Origin of the sequence: Rhodanobacter sp. B04 (assembly GCF_002001125.1) — a bacterium.
Taxonomy (GTDB): Bacteria; Pseudomonadota; Gammaproteobacteria; order Xanthomonadales; family Rhodanobacteraceae; genus Rhodanobacter.
Map to the genome: position 1 here is coordinate 292,437 of NZ_MUNV01000026.1, position 16,070 is coordinate 308,506.

The following is a 16,070-nucleotide window of genomic DNA, read 5'->3' on the forward strand; positions in this document are numbered from 1 at the left end:
CAATGCTTGACGCGTATCGGTCGGCACCTCGTGCATGCGCTTTGTTCGCACGCGGTATCCGCAGGTGCGATTCTGTTGAACATCAGGGCGGATTCACCGCACAAGGATTCTGACTGCTTGAACCTCGAATCAGGGATCGACACCAAGCCAGCGCTGCGGATCATTCCGCGCGACCAGCACGGCATTTCCCGCAAGAACATCAGCAAGGCGGCGTTGCGGGTGCTTTACCGCCTGAACGAGGCCGGCTATGCGGCCTATCTGGTTGGCGGCGCCGTGCGCGACCTGCTGCTGGGCCTGCAGCCGAAGGATTTCGACGTCGCCACCGATGCGACCCCGGATGACGTGAAGCGGCTGTTCCGCAACTGCCGCCTGATCGGTCGCCGTTTCCGGCTGGCCCACGTGGTGTTCGGCCCGGAGATCATCGAGGTGGCGACGTTCCGGGGACTCGGCGAAGAGGGTGGCGAAGGCGATCGTCACATCGTCGATGGCCGCATCGTGCGCGACAACATCTGGGGCACCATCGAGGAGGATGCCGTACGACGCGATTTCCGAGTCAATGCGCTGTACTACGACATCAGCGACTTCTCGGTGCGCGACTATGTCGGAGGCATGCAGGATCTGGAGGATCGCGTGTTGCGGCTGATCGGCGATCCGGTCACCCGTTACCGCGAGGATCCCGTGCGCATGCTGCGCGCTGCGCGGCTGGCGGCGAAGCTCGACATGCGCATCGACGCGGCGGCGATGGCGCCGTTCGAGAGCATCGGGCCATTGCTGGCCGAGGCCGCGCCGGCACGCCTGTTCGACGAATCGCTGAAGATGTTCCTCAGCGGCAACGGGTTGAAGAGCTTCCGCATGCTGGAACAGTGCGGCCTGCTGAAATTCCTGTTCCCGGTGACCGCGCGGGCGCTCAAGCGTGGCGACGAGGCCTTGCGTTCGCTGGTCGAGCAGGGACTGGCCAATACCGATACCCGGGTGGCCGAAGGCAAATCGGTTACGCCGGCATTTCTGTTTGCGGTGTTGCTGTGGGGTGAAGTGCGCGACGTGGCGCACCACGCGATCGCGCGTGGGCAGGACAGCAATGAAGCCTGGGCGCGTGCGGCCGCCCAGGTGGTCGGCGAACAGTGCCAGCGGGTCGCGATCCCGCGCCGGTTCACCTTCACGATGGAAGAGATCTGGTCGCTGCAGCCGCGTTTCGAGCAGGTGCAACGCAAGCGGGTGTTCCGCCTGATGACCCACCCGCGCTTTCGCGCGGCGTTCGATTTCCTGCTGCTGCGTGCGGCCGAGTCGCCTGCGATGCACGAGCTGGGTCAATGGTGGGCGCATGCGCAGCAGTTGCCGCAGGACGTGCTGTCTGCGGCGCTGCCGGCGGGTGGCGGCAGCGCCAACGACCACGTCGTGGCGCCCGTGGCAAGCAAGCCGCGGCCACGCCGGCGCCGCCGCAAGCCGGGTGACAAGTCGGGTTCCGTGTGACGCTGGCTTATATCGCGCTGGGCAGCAATCTGGGTTATCCGCAGCAGCAGTTGCTCGATGCCATGCATGCGCTGGCGAGCTTGCCGGACACTCGCGTGTTGAAACATTCGCCGCTGTACCGCACGCCGCCGTGGGGCATGCTGGAACAACCGCCGTTCATCAATGCCGCGGTGCAAGTGGAGACCGCATTGTCGCCGCATGGATTGCTTGATGCCTTGCTGGAGATCGAACAGCGTGCCGGCCGCGTGCGTGCAGAGCGCAACGGGCCGCGCACGCTGGATCTGGATCTGCTGCATGTCGATGGCGTGCAGCTTGACGACGCCCGATTGACCCTGCCGCATCCGCGCATGGCCGAGCGTGCTTTCGTGCTGCTGCCGCTGCATGACATCGCGCCGACCCTGCAGTTGCCCGGACAGGGCACGGTGGCCGAACTGCTGGCGCGGCTCGATCTGGCCGGTTGTGAAAAATTGCCTTGAGCCCCTCTCGCGGCGCGCCGGATAATCGACGCCTGCAACTACCTTAGGAATTGCCGTGTACGTGCAAAACGCCAGTACCCCCGAACGCAAGCCGGTGACGGTGCCAGGCCTGCGTGCGATGAAGGCGCAGGGGCGGCGCATTGTCATGCTCACCGCCTATGACGCCAGCTTTGCCTGGCAGCTGGAGTCCGCTGGCGTCGACGTTGCGCTGGTCGGCGATTCGCTGGGCATGGTGGTGCAGGGCCATGCCAGCACCTTGCCGGTGACGCTTGATCACATGGTCTATCACACCGCCGCGGTGGCCCGTGGACTGTCGTCGACCCTGCTGGTCGCGGACATGCCGTTCATGGCCGATCGCGATGTCACGCATGCGCTGGAGGCGGGTGCGCGCTTGGTCGGCGAGGCTGGTGCGGCGATGGTGAAGATCGAAGGGGCGGCGCCGCATGTCCTGGAGGCGATTGCCGCCCTGACCGCACGCGCGATTCCGGTCTGCGCGCATCTGGGCCTGACGCCACAATCGGTGCACAAGTTCGGTGGTTTCCGTATCCAGGGGCGCGAACAGGCTGCTGCCGACCACGTGCTGGCCGAGGCGCTGGCCGTGCAGGCGGCCGGCGCGGATCTGCTGGTGCTCGAAGGCGTGCCGACCAGCCTGGGCGAACGGGTGACCGCCGCGGTGGACATTCCGGTCATCGGCATCGGCGCCGGTCCGCACTGCGACGGACAGGTGCTGGTGATCCATGACATGCTCGGCATCACGCCGGGCAAGCGGCCGAAGTTCAGCAAGGATTTCCTGGCCGGGCGCGATTCGGTGGCGGCGGCGATCACGGCCTATGCCGAGGATGTGCGCAGCGGTGCGTTTCCGGCACCCGAGCATTGTTTCAACTGAGCAGCGAGTCAACGCACCATGCAGACCGTACAAGACGCACCCGCCCTGCGCGCCGCGATCCGTGGCTGGCGCTCCAAGGGCCAGACGGTGGGTTTCGTGCCGACCATGGGCAACCTGCATGCAGGCCACCAGTCGCTGATCAAGCTGGCGCGGGCGCGCACCGACCGGGTGGTGGCCAGCGTGTTCGTCAATCCCACCCAGTTCGGTCCGAACGAGGATTTCGAGCGCTATCCGCGGACCCTGGCACAGGATCAGACGGCATTGACCGAGCAGGATTGCGACCTGCTGTTTGCGCCGGACGTGGCGACGATCTATCCATTCGGTGCAGAACACAGCGTCAGCCTGCGCGTGCCGCAGATCACCGATACGCTGGAAGGCGCGCATCGGCCCGGACACTTCGATGGCGTCGCCACCGTGGTATGCAAGCTGTTCAACCTGGTGCAGCCGGACCTGGCGGTGTTCGGGCAGAAGGACTTCCAGCAGCTGAAGGTGATCGAGCGGATGGTGCGCGACCTCGCATTGCCGGTGAAGGTGATGGCAGCGCCCACCCTGCGTGCCGAGGATGGGCTGGCACTGAGTTCGCGCAACCAGTACCTGACGGCCGAGGAGCGCATACGCGCGCCGCTGATCCACGACACCTTGCTGAAAATGCGGGAATTGCTCGGCAAGGGCCATGCCTGGCCCGCGCTGGAACAGGTCGCCGCCGCGCGCCTGATGCGTGCCGGGTTCGTGCCCGATTACGCGGTGATCCGCCGCGCCGAGGATCTGGCCGAGCCGACCGAGGGCCAGCGCGATGGCCTGATCGCCCTGATCGCGGCACGTCTCGGTTCGACCCGCCTGATCGACAACTTGCTGTTTGACTGACCCGGACCCATATTGGCCCCGATACCGATGATGTTGCAGCGCAACGTCATCGGTTCGATAATCGCCGACTTTGCAGGCTGTCCCTGCGGGAAAGAACGTCATGCAACTGAACATGTTCAAGTCGAAGATCCATCGTGCCACGGTCACCCATGCCGAGCTGCACTACGAGGGCTCGATCGCGATCGACGGCAACCTGCTGGATGCTGCGGGCATCCGCGAGTACGAGCAGATCCACGCCTGGGACATCGACAATGGCGAGCGCTTCGTGACCTACGCGCTGCGCGCCGAGGAAGGCTCGGGCATCATCTCGGTGAACGGCAGCGCCGCACGCAGCGTGCAGGTGGGTGATCTGATCATCATCGCCGCGTTCGCCCAGCTGAGCGAGGCCGAGCTGGAGAAGTTCCAGCCCACCTGCGTCTACGTCGACGGGAACAATCGCATCAGCCACACCAACCGCTCGATCCCCACGCAGATGGCGGCTGCCTGATTCAGCCCGCGATGGCGTCAGCCTGACGCCCCAGCGCCCATGTCACATGTTCGCGCACGATCGCCGAAGGATGCCCGGCGCGGGCGTTGAGCGCATCGCGTACGCTGGATGAGGGTGGCGCATTGCCCAGCGCCACCGCGATATTGCGCAACCATCCTTCGTAACCGGTGCGGCGAATCGCCATGCCTTCGGTGCGTCGCAGGAATTCCTCCTCGCTCCACGCGAACAATTCGACCAGTTTCGTGCCGTCGAGACTGTGGCGTGGGGCGAAATCGGGCTCGCTGGTTTCCTGCGCGAACTTGTTCCACGGGCAGACCAGTTGGCAGTCGTCGCAGCCGAAGATGCGGTTGCCCATGGGCGCACGCAAATCCTCGGGAATGCTGCCCTTGAGTTCGATCGTGAGGTAGGAGATGCAGCGCTTCGCATCCAGCCGGTACGGACCGAGGATGGCCTGGGTCGGACAGATCTCGATGCAGCGGGCGCAGCTGCCGCAGTGCGCGCTGGCCGGGGTGTCGACCGGCAGCGGCAAATCGGTATACAGCTCACCGAGGAAGAAGTAGGAGCCTGCGTGCCGGTTGATCAGCACGGTGTGCTTGCCGATCCAGCCCAGTCCCGCATTGCGTGCCAAGGCCTTCTCCAGCACCGGCGCGGAATCCACGTAGGCGCGATAGCCGAAGTCGCCGACCACGGCGTGGATGCGCTCGGCCAGCTTCTGCAGCCGGTTGCGCATCAGCTTGTGGTAGTCGCGGCCCAGCGCATAGCGCGACACGTAGCCCGCTTCACTATCCTCCAGCACGCTCCAGGCGTTCGCCGTGCCCGGCGGGATGTAATCCATGCGCACCGAGATGATGCGCTGCGTGCCTGGCTCCAGTTCGGCTGGCCGGCTGCGCCGGCTGCCATGGCGTGCCATGTATTCCATCTCGCCGTGATGCCCATGCTCAAGCCAGCGCTGCAGGTGTTCCTCGTCCTCACCCAGGTCGGTGCCACTGATGCCGGCTTCGGCAAAGCCAAGCTCGACGGCCCAGCGCTTGATGTCGCCGGCCAGGGCGACGTAATCGGAGGTGGTGCGTGGATCGGCCTTGGACATCTGTCTATTGTAGAGGTGTGTCATGCCTATAATTCGCGCATGCCGACCCATCCACACAGCCGCGCGCTCTACACGACCGAACAGCTGCGCGAGCTCGAGGGCGCGGCGCTCACGACGATGGGCATTACTGGCTATGACCTGATGCATCGGGCTGCCACTGCAGCGCTGCACAGCCTGCGTCGGCACTGGCCGCAGCTTCGTCAGCTCGGCATCTGCTGCGGTCCGGGCAACAACGGTGGCGACGGTTTCCTGCTTGGCGTGCTGGCGCGCGCGGCTGGGTTGCAGGTCGAGATCGTGGCGTTGAGCACGACCTCGCACGGTGACGCGGCAGTGGCACGCCGTGAATGGGAGGCCGCGGGTGGCCGGGTGCAGCTGTGGGATGCGCAGTCCAAGTTGCCGGTGGTTGACGTACTGGTGGACGCTTTATATGGCATTGGCTTCAACCGCGCCCTGGAGCCTTCGGCGGCACGTCTGATCGACAGCATGCATGCCAGTGGCAAACCGGTGCTGGCGCTGGATGTGCCTACCGGACTGAATGCGGACACCGGTCATTGCCTCGGTGTCGCGGTCCGAGCGGATCTCACGCTGACCTTCATCGCCGACAAGCGCGGCTTGCACAGTGGGCGCGCTGCCGATCATGTCGGCGTGCTGGAACTGGCCAGTCTGGGTGCCCCCGATAGCGTCTACGCAGGCATCCAGCCCGACGCACGCTTGCTGGCGGCCGAAGCGATGCCGTCGCGCGAGCGCTATGCCAACAAGGGGTACAACGGCCATGTATTGGTGATAGGTGGCGATCACGGCATGGCAGGTGCGGTGCGGCTCGCTGGCGAGTCCGCGCTGCGTGCCGGGGCCGGACTGGTCAGTGTGGCAACCCGCGCCGATCACCTGCTGGCGCTGAATGCCACGCGCCCGGAGCTGATGGTGCATGCCGTCGATGACCTCCAGGCGCTGGTGCCGCTGCTGGAACACGCCAGTGTGCTGGCGCTCGGGCCGGGACTGGGGCAGGGCGCCTGGGCACACGCGCTGTGGCAGGCCACGCTGGGGGTCAACAAGCCGCTGGTGCTCGACGCCGATGGCCTGAATCTGCTGGCGCAAAGGCCATGCACGTTCAACGTACCGACGGTACTGACGCCGCATCCGGGTGAGGCAGGGCGCCTGCTGGGGGTGTCGACGGCCGATGTCGAACGCGATCGGTTTTCCGCCGTGCGCGAATTGGCGCGCTGTTATTCGGCAACGGTCGTATTGAAGGGTTCGGGCAGCCTGGTGGCTGATCCGGATGGACGTCTGGACGTCTGTCCGTGGGGCAATCCAGGCATGGCCTCGGGCGGCATGGGCGATCTGCTCACCGGCGTCATCGCGGCCTTGCTGGCACAGGGTTGCACGGCATCGCGGGCCGCCCGCCTGGGCGTCGGCCTGCATGCGCGCGCCGGCGATCTGGCCGCACAGCACGGCGAGCGCGGATTGCTGGCCAGCGATCTGCTGGCGCCGCTGCGCTTACTCGGTAACGGTTTATCAGGGCAGGCGCATGACTGACGGTGTCGATGTCGAACGGCAGTGGGCATTGCCCGACGAAGCCGCTACCGAGGCATTGGCCGTGCATCTGGCGGCCGAGCTGGATGACGGCCTGGTGCTTTACCTGCATGGCCCGCTAGGTGCCGGCAAGACCAGTTTCGCGCGTGCGCTGTTGACCGCGTTGGGGGTGGGGGAGCGCATCAAGAGCCCTACCTACAGCCTGATCGAAGGCTACGCGACGTCGCAGCGGCCAGCCTGGCATCTGGATCTGTATCGGATTGCGGACCCTGGCGAGCTGGAATGGCTGGGGTTGGATGCCCTGGCAGATCCGGCTGCACTGGTGCTGGTGGAATGGCCCGAGCGCGGTGCCGGCGCGTTGCCGGCCGCCGACCTGGAGCTGCGGCTCGATTACGCCGGGAGTGGTCGCCGCGCATGGCTGCAGGCCTTGACGGCTCGTGGTTCGCAGCTGCTGCAGCGCATGCCGCGAGTGACCGCCAAGTAGTTGTTCAGCTTGAGGAATCTTCCCCACGAGAGCCCGGCAAGGATATGTTCATAAAGCGTGACTTGCAGTCAGTAACTTGACACGACCTGACGAATACTTCGCAGGTTATGGATATTCAAGGAAAAACAGTCTTGCATTCGTCGAATGTCTGCGCTTCAATGCGGCGCATGAGGGGTTACCTGAACAAGCTGGGTATATGGGTCGTCACCGCAATCCTGGCGGGCGGCCTGCTGTCCGCGGCGCAGGCGGCCGAGTTGAAGAATGCCCGTGTCTGGGCCGGCCCTGACTACACCCGGGTGGTGTTCGATGTCACCGGCTCGCTGCAATACACCATCAGCCAGGCTGATGGCCAGATCGTGGTGGATCTTCCCGGCAGCCAGGTAATCCAGGGCTTTGTCGATCCCGCTGCGCAGGGAGTGTTGCGTGGCCTGAGTCACGCCCGCATCGGTGACCGGCTTCAGCTGACCGCGAAGGTCGCGCCGGGCAGCAACCTGAAGAGCTTCGTACTGAAGCCAGCCAACGGCATGGATTACCGGCTGGTGCTCGATCTCTACCCGGGCAATGGCAACACGGCGAAGCCGGTCGCCGTTTCGAAGCCGGAGACACCTGTAACAGCCGTGGCCTCAGGCACCGACAATGGACGGACCGATCCGGCGCCGGAGCCCCAGCGCCGCAGCAGTTCCTCCCACAGCAGTCGTGTGGTGACCGAGGAGGCGGCGGCCATGCTCAATGGCCAGCGTCAGGTGATCGTGGCGATCGACGCCGGCCATGGCGGCAAGGATCAGGGTGCGCATGGCCCGGGCGGCACGCTGGAAAAGAACGTCACGCTGGCCGTGGCGCGCGATCTGGCCGCACAGATCAACAGTCAGCCGGGCATGAAGGCCGTGCTGACGCGCGACGGCGATTATTTCATCGACCTCAAGCGGCGATATGAAATCGCCCGCGAGAACAATGCCGATCTGTTCGTGGCGATCCACGCGGACTCTTTCACCAGCGATGACGCCCGGGGCTCGTCGGTGTGGGTGCTGTCGCCGCGCGGCAAGACCAATGAAGCCGCGCGCTGGCTGGCCGATCGTGAAAACCGTGCCGACCTGATCGGCGGTACCACGCTGGACGACAAGGACGACGGCCTGGCCAAGGTGCTGCTCGACCTGCAGCAGGGCTGGGCGATGCAGGCCAGCGAGGTGGTCGCCGGCAACGTGCTCAAGGCGCTGGGACAGCTTGGTCCGACCCATCGTGGCTATGTCGAGCGCGCAAACTTCGTGGTGCTGCGTTCGCCGGACGTACCGTCGATCCTGGTCGAGACGGCGTTCATCAGCAACCCGGACGAAGAGCGCAAGCTGCGCGACCCGGCGCACCAGAAGCAACTGGCCAGTGCGGTGATGGATGGCGTGAAGAACTATTTCGAGTCCACGCCGCCGCCAGGCACCTGGTTTGCGGCACAGGCGGCGCGCCGCAACGGAATCCAGCTGGCGTCGGGCAAGTCGGGCAGCAACGACAGCCGCGCCGCGCCGGTCAAGACGACCACCGGGGCCGCGCTGGCGAGCGATGCCTCGCCCGCCGCGGATGCCGGCATCCGCGATCTGCATCGGGTCGGCCGCGGCGAAAGCCTGCGCAGCATCGCGCGCCAGTACGGCGTCAGCGTCGGTGCACTGAAGAATGCCAACCAGCTGAGCACCGATACCGTGCATGCCGGCACCGTGCTGACCATTCCGGCGAGTTGATCGCGTCTGCAGCTCGGCGTCGCTGCTAAAGTTCGCGGATGACTGTCATCCGCGTACTCCCCCCCGAACTCATCAACCAGATCGCCGCCGGCGAAGTCATCGAGCGGCCATCCTCGGTGGTGAAAGAGCTGGTCGAGAACAGCCTCGACGCCGGCGCCAGCCGCATCGAGGTGGATATCGAAGCCGGAGGCGCGCGACTGATCCGCGTGCGCGACGATGGCGGCGGCATCCATGTCGACGAACTGCCGCTCGCGGTGGCCGCGCATGCGACCAGCAAGATCGGCAGCTTCGACGACCTGGAACACGTCGCCAGCATGGGGTTTCGCGGCGAGGCGCTGGCCTCGGTCTCGTCGGTGTCGCGCTTCGCGCTGACCTCGCGGCCGCATGGGCAGGATGCCGCGTTCCGCATCGAGGTCGACAGCGGCAGGCTGCAGGCGGCGCGCCCGGCGCAGCATCCGCCGGGCACCAGCGTGGAAGTGCGCGACCTGTTCTACAACGTGCCCGCCCGGCGGAAGTTCATGCGCGCCGAACGCACCGAGTTCGCGCATATCGACGACCTGCTGAAATCGCTGGCGCTGGCGCGCGGCTCGGTGGAATTCCGGCTCAGCCACAACGGCAAGCCGGTACGCGTATGGAAGGCCGCCCGCGACGAGCAGGCCGAGCTGCAGCGGGTGGCCGAGGTGCTCGGCGAGGAATTCCCCGCGCAGAGCCTGCGCATCGATCACGCCATGGCCGGCCTGCATCTGTCCGGCTGGGTCGGCCTGCCGACCGCGTCGCGGGCGCAGGCCGATGCACAGTATTTCTACGTCAACGGCCGGCTGGTGCGCGACCGCATCGTCGCCCACGCAGTGCGCCAGGCGTATGCGGACGTGCTGTTCCATGGGCGCCACGCCGCGTTCGTGCTGTATCTGGAACTCGATCCGGCCGGCGTCGACGTCAACGTGCATCCGGCCAAGCACGAGGTGCGTTTCCGCGAGCAGCGGCTGGTGCACGACTTCCTGTTCCGCACCCTGCACGAAGCGCTGGCACAGACGCGCGCCGGCTCGAACACCCTGCCGACGACCGAGCCGGTACCCGCTTTGCACGAGTCGTACGCCGCCATGGCGCCTGCGACATCCGGTGCGCCGGCATGGCCAAGCCAGTTCAGCCAGAGCCGGTTGAGCCTGGGTGTGCGTGAAGCGCCACTGGCCGGTTATGCCGCGCTGCTTGGTGAAGCGGCGGGATCATCGGTGGTGCATGCGCCGATGCCGGCGACGGAAGAGGGCGAAACGCCGCCGCTCGGCTTCGCGATCGCCCAGCTGAAGAGCATCTTCGTGCTGGCCGAGAATGCGCACGGCCTGGTGCTGGTGGACATGCATGCGGCGCACGAGCGGATCACCTACGAGAAACTGAAATCCGGCCGTGCCTGCAGCAACCTGCGTTCGCAGATGCTGCTGGTACCGCTCGGCATCGCGGTCAGTGCCAAGGAGGCGGCGGCGGCCGAGGAGCATGCCGAGGCGTTGGCCGAGTGGGGTCTGGAGCTGTCGCGCAGCGGCCCGGCGACGATCGTGGTACGACGTATCCCGGCGCTGCTGGAAGGCGCCGACGTGGGCCAGCTCAGCCGCGACGTGCTGTCCGAGCTGGCCCAGCACGGCAGTTCGCGCCGCCTGCAGGAGCTGGAGAACGAGCTGCTGTCGACCATGGCCTGCCACGGTTCGGTGCGTGCCGGACGGCGCCTGACGATCCCCGAAATGAATGCCCTGCTGCGCGAGATGGAGGCGACCGAGCGCTCCGGACAATGCAACCACGGCCGTCCGACCTGGGTGCAGCTGAGCGTGGCCGAACTCGACAAGCTGTTCATGCGCGGCCGCTGACGACACTGCTTGCCCTGTGCGCAAACGGACGGCCATACTCGGGGTTCCTGCTTCGCGCGGATCGCTGCCCATGTTGCGTCATGCCATTGTTGCCGTTGCCCTGTTTTCCGGAGTTGTAGCCGTGCACGCCGAAACACCTGTTGCCGCCCCCGTGGCGACCTACGAACAGCAGATCCAGCAATGGCGCAGTGGCCGGCTGGAGCGGCTGACTGCCCCGAACGGATGGTTGAGCCTGATCGGTCTGGAATGGCTGAAAGAAGGCAGCAATCGCGTAGGCAGTGCTGCCGACAACGACATCGTGCTCAAGGCAGGGCCCGCCCATCTCGGCACGGTGACCCTGGCTAAGAACGGCAGCCTGCACATCGTGCTGGCCAAGGACAGTGCGGCCACGATCGACGGCAAGGCTGCGACCGAAGCGGTCTTGATCGACGATGCGCATGTCACCGGCGATGCGTCGCCGACCCTGGTGAGTTTCGGTGCGGCGAATTTCTACGTGATCGATCGCGACGGCCGCAAGGCGCTGCGCGTGAAGGACAGCGACGCGGTCACGCGCAAGAATTTCCTCGGCATCGATTATTTCCCGATCGATCCGTCCTGGCGCATTGTCGCCAGCTGGGTGCCGTTCGATCCGCCGCACAAGCTGGAAATCGGCTCGGTGATCGGCACGATCGACAAGGTCGACGTGCCGGGCAAGGCGGTATTCCAGCACGACGGCCACACCTATGAGCTGCTGCCTTACCAGGAAGAGCCGGGCGGCGAGCTGTTCTTCGTGATCGCCGATCGCACCTCCGGCAAGGAGACCTATGGCGCCGCGCGCTTCCTGTATGCCGCGCTGCCGAAGGACGGCAAGGTGATCCTCGATTTCAACGAGGCCTACAACCCGCCGTGCGCGTTCACGCCGTTCGCCACCTGCCCGCTGGCGCCACCGGAGAATCGTCTCGATCTGCGCATCACAGCGGGTGAGAAGAAGTATCGCGGGGAGCACTGATCGCGGCCGGACGCAGCGATCAGGTCAGATACGCAGATCCGGCTCCGGCAGGTTCAGCGTCCCTTGAACTCCGCCTTGCGCTTTTCCAGGAACGCCGAGGTGCCTTCGCGCATGTCCGCGGTGGAGAACGCCAGCGCAAAGCCCTGGGTCTCGAACTCCAGCCCCTGATCGATGCCGGTCTCACCGCCCTGCAGTACGGCATCGAGGATGCCGGCAGCCGCTAGCGGTGCGGCGGCGGCGAGCTGGTCGGCGAGGGTGTTCACTGCCTCGTCCAGCGCCTCGGGTGCGACCACGCGGGTGACGACACCCAATTCATAGGCACGTTGCGCATGGATCACCGCACCGGTCAGGCAAAGCTCCAGCGCCGCCCCACGGCCGGCCAGGCGCAGCAGGCGCTGGGTGCCGCCGAAGCCGGGGATCAGGCCGAGATTGATCTCGGGCTGGCCGAACTTCGCCTTCTCGCTGGCCACACGAAGATGACAGGCCATCGCCAGCTCCATGCCGCCGCCGAGCGCGAAACCCTGGATGCGTGCGATCACCGGCTTGCCGAGGCGCTCGATCGAGCTCATCAGGCGCTGGCCGGTACGTGAGAAGCCTTGCGCCTGCACGGGCGTGTAGCCGTTCATCTCGGCAATGTCGGCGCCTGCGACGAACGCCTTTTCGCCGGCACCGGCCAGTACCACCACGCGCACGGCATCGTCCTGCGCCGCCTGGGCAAAGGCGAGGGTCAGCTCGTTGAGGGTGTCGCGATTCAGCGCATTGAGCTTGTCCGGGCGGTTGACGGTGATCGTGCGTACCGCCCCGCGGTTGCTGGTTTCCAGGTTGCGATAGGCCATGAACGGCTCCTGATGGGTGCAAGGGCGCGATGGTAGCAGCGGGAACCTTTGTCGCCAGCGGGTTTCTCATGCCACAGGCAGCGACCGCTGCACGAATCCCGCGAACCGCTTAGGATGAACCGTCTGAATTGCCAGTCGCGATAGAGAACGGCCCGATGGAGAAAGGCATGACTTACCTGCGTTGCGCATTGCTCGGCATCTTGCTGCTGGGTGGCGTGGCGCATGCGCAGAACCGCCCAGGACCGGCCAGCGAGTCCGTGAAGCTGGACAAGTCCAAGCTCTCGTATGCGATCGGTTACCAGATCGGCAGCCAGTTTGCCGATGGCCGGCCGGATGTGGACGTCACGATACTGATGCGGGCGATCCAGGATGCTTATGCCAAGCGGCAGCCCACCGTGCCGATGCCGGAGATGCATGAGCAGCTGCGCAGTTTGGAGCGGCAGATGCACGCCAATGCGCTGGCCGAATTCAAGCGGATTGCCGAGGCGAATGCGCGCAAGAGTGCCGATTTCATGGCGCGCAACCGGCAGCAGCCGGGCGTGGTGCAGCTGCCTTCGGGCATCCAGTACGCGGTGCTGAGCAAGGGTTCCGGCTCGGCCAGCCCGACCGTGACCAGTACGGTCACGGTGAATTATCGCGGCATGCTGGTCGATGGCACCGAGTTCGACAGCACCTGGGCGCACGGGGCGCCGGTGAGTTTTCAGGTAAACGGTGTCATTCGTGGCTGGCAGGACGTGATTCCGCGCATGCATGTGGGCGATCGCTGGAAGGTGGTGATTCCGCCGCAACTGGCTTATGGCGAGGAAGGTGCGTTGCCGCGGATCGGGCCGAACGAGGCGCTGGTGTTCGAGATCCAACTGCTCGACATCAAGTCGGATCCCAGGCCCTGATGGCAGCCAGTGGTAACATCACTGGGCATGCCGAACGATCCAGACCTTGTCGAAACTCCTCCGCTTACCCCTTGCATCGGCATCTGCCGGCTGGATGAGCGTGGCTACTGCGTCGGCTGCCGGCGTACCGGCGAGGAAATCGGCCGCTGGCGCTCGATGAGCGACGCCGAGCGGCGGCATGTGATGCAGGTGGTCCTGCCGGTGCGTGGGTCGCCATGATGGATGCGTTGATCATGGCGCTGCGGCCGTTGTCGTCGCCACCGACGGCACCGGGTTGGAACCATGCGGACATGAGCGAATTGCTCGGCAACACGCAGCGTCAGCCGGCCGCCGTGCTGGTTGGCTTGCGCGAGGGTGCGCAGCCGCGGCTGATCCTTACCGTGCGCACGGATCATCTGCAGTCGCATGCCGGCCAGGTGGCGTTCCCGGGCGGGCGCTGCGATCCCGCCGATGGCGGCGATGCGCTGACCACGGCCTTGCGCGAGAGCGAGGAGGAAATCGGCCTCGACCGCGCGCTGGTGACGCCGCTGGGTTATCTGGACAGCTTCGAGACGATCAGCGGCTATTGCATTACCCCGGTGGTGGCGCGGATTGCCGCCGAAGCCCAGCTGCATCCGGCTCCGGGCGAGGTGGCCGAAGTGTTCGAGGTACCGCTGGCGTTTTTCCTGGAGCCAGCGAACCTGCGGCGCTATACGATGGATTTTCGCGGCCACCGCCGCGCGATGGTGGAGTTCGTCCATGGCGGTCATCGCATCTGGGGTGCCACGGCCGCGATGCTGTTCAACCTGCTGCAGAGGATGGGGCAAGCATGACCCGGTATGCCACGCTCATAGATGCCGCTGATCTCGCGGCACTGCCATCGCCGCAGGTGCTGATCGTCGACTGCCGTTTCGACCTGGCTGATCCGGACAAGGGTGCGCGCGACTATCGTGACGGCCATGTTCCGGGCGCGGTGTACGCCAGCCTGGACCGCGACCTGTCCGATCTGTCGCGCCAAGCCGAAGGCCTGGGCCGGCACCCGCTGCCGCTGGAGCCGGCGCTCAGCGCGTTGCTGTCGCGCTGGGGCTGGCGGCCGGACCTGCAGGTGGTCTGCTACGACACGGCCGGTGGTGCGCTGGCCGCGGCACGACTGTGGTGGCTGTTGCGGCTGGTGGGCGTGCGCCAGGTCGCCGTGCTGGATGGCGGTTATGCCGCGTGGCTGGCGGCGGGCCAGCCGGTCGAGTCCGGCGAGCCGCATGCGCGGGTTCCAGGTCGGGTGTCATTGCGCTACGAGGCAGGGCAGGTCTTGCTGGATCCTGCAGCCGTGCGCGATGTCGCCACCGGCAAGTTGCTGGATGCGCGCGCCGCGCCGCGCTATCGCGGCGACGTCGAACCGCTGGATCGGGTTGGTGGCCATGTGCCCGGTGCCTTGAACCGGCCGTTTGCCGACAACCTGGGTAGCGACGGTCGCTTCAAGCCGGCCGCCCAGCTGCATGACGAGTTCGTTGCGTTGCTGGGCGCCACGGCGCCATCGCACGTGGTGCACATGTGCGGCTCCGGTGTCACCGCCTGCCACAACCTGCTGGCCATGGAGCATGCCGGACTGCATGGCTCGCGGCTGTATGCGCCGTCATGGAGTGGCTGGATCAGCGATCCGGCACGGCCGGTGGCGAAGGGCGAGGAGTGAGTGTGGAGAAGTGAGAACGGAGCGGCGAAGCGGCCTCTGATCTCTCTTCTCTCCACTCACTTCTTTTGCTTGAGCCGCGCCACCAGCTGCTGCAGCACCGCTTGCGTCTGCGGATGGAAGAACGCATCGACGAAATCGTCCAGTGGCAGTGCATCAGGATCGGCATATGCCGCTGCCAGGTCGGCCCGTGCAAGCGTGCGGGTAGCGAGCATGGCATGCGAAGGCAGCGCCAGCAGCTCACCCAGCCAGTGCCGGGCCCGTACGGCCACTTGGTCGACACCGGTGAGTTCGTCGACGAAACCGCACGCCAGGGCTTCGGCCGATTCGATCATGGCACCGGCGACCAGCAACCGCTCGGCGCGATAGGTGCCAACCACACGGCGCAGCGCCAGCTGGATCGCCTCGGGTACGATCAGCCCAACCTGTACTTCGTTCAGTCCGATCCGGTACGGACCTTCCGCCATCACCCGGTAGTCGCAGAACAGCGCCAATACCGCGCCACCGGCGGGACTGTGGCCGCTGATCGCCGCCACCAGCGGGATCGGCGAGCGCGCCAGGGTGGCGCACAGTGCGAAGAATTCGCGCCAGTATTCACGCACACCGACGCGGTCGCGCCCGAGCAGGGCCGGCACGTCGACGCCGGCAGAGAACAGTCCCTGCGCGCCGGACAGCACGATGCCGCGCACACCGTCACGCACGCTGTCGTCGATCGCAGCGCGCAGGGCAAGCAGCAACTCCAGGTTCAGCGCGTTGACCGGTGGACGGGCCAGCTGGATTTCGCGGATGTTTTCATGGTTGGTCAGGTTGAGCATGATGCGGCTCCGGCTCG

At 66.0% G+C, this 16,070-nt stretch carries 15 protein-coding genes and 1 pseudogene; 13 read left to right on the forward strand and 3 right to left on the reverse strand.

The window, feature by feature from the left end; all coding sequences use genetic code 11:
* Window positions 1-117: 117 nt before the first annotated feature.
* The 5 genes from pcnB (at window position 118) to panD (ending at window position 4,183) form a co-directional block, all read left to right on the forward strand.
* Entirely contained in the window at window positions 118-1,470 is a 1,353-nt protein-coding gene (gene pcnB, locus B0E46_RS16120) for a polynucleotide adenylyltransferase PcnB (protein WP_077556745.1), read from the forward strand.
* Window positions 1,467-1,946, forward strand: a complete 480-nt coding sequence (gene folK / locus B0E46_RS16125) for a 2-amino-4-hydroxy-6-hydroxymethyldihydropteridine diphosphokinase (protein WP_077556746.1) — start codon at window positions 1,467-1,469, stop codon at window positions 1,944-1,946. The genes pcnB and folK overlap by 4 nt, the downstream gene beginning before the upstream one ends.
* 55 nt (window positions 1,947-2,001) lie before the next feature.
* Window positions 2,002-2,832, forward strand: coding sequence for a 3-methyl-2-oxobutanoate hydroxymethyltransferase (panB, locus tag B0E46_RS16130; protein WP_077556747.1), 831 nt, complete (start codon window positions 2,002-2,004; stop codon window positions 2,830-2,832).
* A gap of 18 nt (window positions 2,833-2,850) precedes the next feature.
* Entirely contained in the window at window positions 2,851-3,696 is an 846-nt protein-coding gene (panC, locus tag B0E46_RS16135; protein ID WP_077556748.1) for a pantoate--beta-alanine ligase, read from the forward strand.
* Between the two features lie 100 nt (window positions 3,697-3,796).
* Window positions 3,797-4,183 carry an aspartate 1-decarboxylase gene (gene panD / locus B0E46_RS16140; RefSeq protein ID WP_077442439.1) on the forward strand — a complete coding sequence of 129 codons (387 nt, stop codon included), beginning with the start codon at window positions 3,797-3,799 and terminating at the stop codon, window positions 4,181-4,183.
* 1 nt (window position 4,184) lies between these two features.
* On the opposite strand, the gene queG is transcribed toward panD, so the two are convergent.
* Entirely contained in the window at window positions 4,185-5,294 is a 1,110-nt protein-coding gene (queG, locus tag B0E46_RS16145) for a tRNA epoxyqueuosine(34) reductase QueG (RefSeq protein ID WP_077556749.1), read from the reverse strand.
* Window positions 5,295-5,309: 15 nt separating this feature from the next.
* Here queG and B0E46_RS16150 point away from each other — a divergent pair, with 15 nt between their 5' ends.
* The 5 genes from B0E46_RS16150 to B0E46_RS16170 all read left to right on the forward strand — a co-directional run bounded on the left by B0E46_RS16150 (window position 5,310) and on the right by B0E46_RS16170 (window position 11,849).
* Window positions 5,310-6,803 carry an NAD(P)H-hydrate dehydratase gene (locus tag B0E46_RS16150; protein ID WP_077556750.1) on the forward strand — a complete coding sequence of 498 codons (1,494 nt, stop codon included), beginning with the start codon at window positions 5,310-5,312 and terminating at the stop codon, window positions 6,801-6,803.
* Window positions 6,796-7,284, forward strand: a complete 489-nt coding sequence (gene tsaE / locus B0E46_RS16155; RefSeq protein WP_077556751.1) for a tRNA (adenosine(37)-N6)-threonylcarbamoyltransferase complex ATPase subunit type 1 TsaE — start codon at window positions 6,796-6,798, stop codon at window positions 7,282-7,284. Before B0E46_RS16150 ends, tsaE begins: the two co-directional genes overlap by 8 nt.
* A gap of 167 nt (window positions 7,285-7,451) precedes the next feature.
* Entirely contained in the window at window positions 7,452-9,008 is a 1,557-nt protein-coding gene (locus B0E46_RS16160) for an N-acetylmuramoyl-L-alanine amidase (RefSeq protein ID WP_077556752.1), read from the forward strand.
* Between the two features lie 38 nt (window positions 9,009-9,046).
* On the forward strand, window positions 9,047-10,861 hold the full coding sequence (gene mutL, locus B0E46_RS16165; RefSeq protein WP_077556753.1) for a DNA mismatch repair endonuclease MutL: 1,815 nt from the start codon (window positions 9,047-9,049) through the stop codon (window positions 10,859-10,861).
* Between the two features lie 70 nt (window positions 10,862-10,931).
* Window positions 10,932-11,849 carry a DUF1684 domain-containing protein gene (locus B0E46_RS16170; RefSeq protein ID WP_077556754.1) on the forward strand — a complete coding sequence of 306 codons (918 nt, stop codon included), beginning with the start codon at window positions 10,932-10,934 and terminating at the stop codon, window positions 11,847-11,849.
* Between the two features lie 53 nt (window positions 11,850-11,902).
* Here the strand turns inward: B0E46_RS16170 and B0E46_RS16175 are convergent, their stop codons facing one another.
* A complete protein-coding gene (locus tag B0E46_RS16175; protein WP_077556755.1) occupies window positions 11,903-12,685 on the reverse strand; it encodes an enoyl-CoA hydratase-related protein in 783 nt (260 codons plus the stop codon).
* A 167-nt stretch (window positions 12,686-12,852) separates the two neighbouring features.
* Between B0E46_RS16175 and B0E46_RS16180 the strand changes: the two genes are divergently transcribed.
* The 3 genes and pseudogenes from B0E46_RS16180 (at window position 12,853) to B0E46_RS16190 (ending at window position 15,241) form a co-directional block, all read left to right on the forward strand.
* Window positions 12,853-13,575 (forward strand): FKBP-type peptidyl-prolyl cis-trans isomerase, encoded by a 723-nt coding sequence (locus tag B0E46_RS16180; RefSeq protein ID WP_254425184.1) that lies wholly within the window; start codon window positions 12,853-12,855, stop codon window positions 13,573-13,575.
* A gap of 27 nt (window positions 13,576-13,602) precedes the next feature.
* Window positions 13,603-14,387, forward strand: a pseudogene (locus tag B0E46_RS16185) (DUF1289 domain-containing protein).
* Window positions 14,384-15,241, forward strand: coding sequence for a sulfurtransferase (locus B0E46_RS16190; protein ID WP_077556757.1), 858 nt, complete (start codon window positions 14,384-14,386; stop codon window positions 15,239-15,241). Before B0E46_RS16185 ends, B0E46_RS16190 begins: the two are co-directional and overlap by 4 nt.
* Before the next feature lie 56 nt (window positions 15,242-15,297).
* On the opposite strand, the gene B0E46_RS16195 is transcribed toward B0E46_RS16190, so the two are convergent.
* Complete coding sequence (locus tag B0E46_RS16195; protein WP_077556758.1) at window positions 15,298-16,053, reverse strand: enoyl-CoA hydratase/isomerase family protein; 756 nt, start codon at window positions 16,051-16,053, stop codon at window positions 15,298-15,300.
* Between the last annotated feature and the right edge of the window lie 17 nt (window positions 16,054-16,070).